Source organism: Actinoplanes sp. NPDC048791 (genome assembly GCF_040650095.1).
Taxonomy (GTDB): domain Bacteria; phylum Actinomycetota; class Actinomycetes; order Mycobacteriales; family Micromonosporaceae; genus Actinoplanes.
Genome location: NZ_JBEZGQ010001486.1, coordinates 1 through 1,565, shown reverse-complemented (window position 1 = coordinate 1,565; position 1,565 = coordinate 1). Strand labels below are relative to the sequence as shown.

Annotated in this window: 1 protein-coding gene and 2 pseudogenes; 1 reads left to right on the top strand and 2 read right to left on the bottom strand. The window is 74.8% G+C overall.

Annotation, left to right across the window (positions count from 1 at the left end):
* Positions 1 to 95: pseudogene (locus tag AB0C29_RS47695) on the top strand (DUF501 domain-containing protein); the annotation flags it as partial.
* Here AB0C29_RS47695 and AB0C29_RS47690 read toward each other — a convergent pair.
* Positions 86 to 997, bottom strand: a pseudogene (locus AB0C29_RS47690) (glycosyltransferase family 4 protein); the annotation flags it as partial. The pseudogenes AB0C29_RS47695 and AB0C29_RS47690 sit on opposite strands and share 10 nt — an antisense overlap.
* Positions 998 to 1,008: 11 nt before the next feature.
* Positions 1,009 to 1,503, bottom strand: coding sequence for an amylo-alpha-1,6-glucosidase (locus AB0C29_RS47685; RefSeq protein WP_360834904.1), 495 nt, complete (start codon positions 1,501 to 1,503; stop codon positions 1,009 to 1,011).
* Between the last annotated feature and the right edge of the window lie 62 nt (positions 1,504 to 1,565).

Here is a 1,565-nt window from a genome sequence, read left to right as displayed (position 1 = left end):
GCCCGCGGGCCACGGCCGCGTGCAGCCGGCTGGAGTCCGCCGGCGTCATGCGGGAGATGCAGGACCGGCTCGCCACCGACCCGGCGCTCGCCGCGGCCTCCAGTGCCACCATGCCGAACGGCTCGTAGATGCTCGGCACCACGTAGCAGTCCGAGGCGCCCATCAGCGCGGTCAGGTTGTGCCCGGTGAGGAAGCCGGCGAAAGTCACCTCGGGTCCGGCCATGGCCTCCAGCTCCCGCCGGTACGGCCCGTCGCCGGCCACCACGACCCGCAGCCCCGGGTGCCGCTCGCGCAGCATCGGCACCGCCGCGATCAGGTGTTGCACGCCCTTCTCGTAGACCAGCCGGCCGGCGAACGAGATCAGCGGCGCCTCCGGAGCGGCGAAGGCCAGCCGGGCGGCGGCCACCGCGCGGGGCCGGGCGTACCAGCGCAGCACGTCCACGCCGTTGTGCACCACGTCGGTACGGTCCGGCGGCACGTCGAAGAGCCGGGCCACCTCGCGGCGCATGTACTGCGAGCAGACGATCACCCGGGACGCCTCGTGGGCCAGCCAGCGTTCGACGCCGTCGATGGTCCGGTTGTGCGCGTGCGGCAGGTAGCCCTGGTGGCGGCCGGACTCGGTGGCGTGGATGGTGGCGACCAGCGGCACGTCGAGGTGTTCGCGCAGGGTGACCGCGGCGTGCGCGACCAGCCAGTCGTGGGCGTGCACCACGTCGTAGCGGCCGGTCCGGGCGGCGCGCAGGGCGGCCCGGGTCAGGGTGTGGTTGAAGGCCGTGGTCCAGCCGACCAGGTTGCCGTCGGTGACCGGGAACTCCGGCGGGTCGTCCGGGGCGCGGACGATGTGCACGCCTTCCGCGTACTCCTCGCGCAGCGCGCCCGGCGCGTGCCGGGTCACCACCGTCACCTCGTGCCCGGCCGCCACCAGCGAGGTCGCCAATGCGTGCACGTGCCGTCCCAGGCCGCCCACCAGCAGCGGCGGATACTCCCAGCTCAACATCAGGATCCGGCTCACTGTGCGTACCCCCTGGTCCGTAGCGCCTCGGCGACCGCGCGCGCCGAGAACGGGCATCCCGAGGCCCGGTGCGGCGCGTCGCCGTCCGCGGTCTCGCTCAACGAGCCGACGCCCCAGTCGCGCAGGTGCGCCTCCAGGCCGGTCAGCAGTCCTTCGGTGGGCAGTCCGGTGGCGGCGCGGGCGTCGGCGTACGGGCCGATCAGCCACGGCCAGACGGTGCCCTGGTGGTAGGCGATGTCCCGCTCGTCGCGGCCGCCGCGGTGGGTGCCCTGGTAGCCGTACTCGGTGGGGGCGAGGGTGCGCAGGCCGAGCGGGGTGAGCAGGGCGGCGCCGACCGCGCGTACGGCGGCCCGGTCCCGCTCCCGGTCGGCCGGGCCGGCCAGCGGCGCGTGCGGCAGGGACCACGCCAGCAACTGGTTGGGCCGCAGTGACGGGTCGTCGTCGAAGGCGCCGGCCCCCAGCGGGTAGGCCGAGGTGGGACCGTCGACCACGGACCCTGGGCGTGCTGTTCATGGCGAGCGAGTACAGCACCGGGATGATCCGGTCGTCGCTC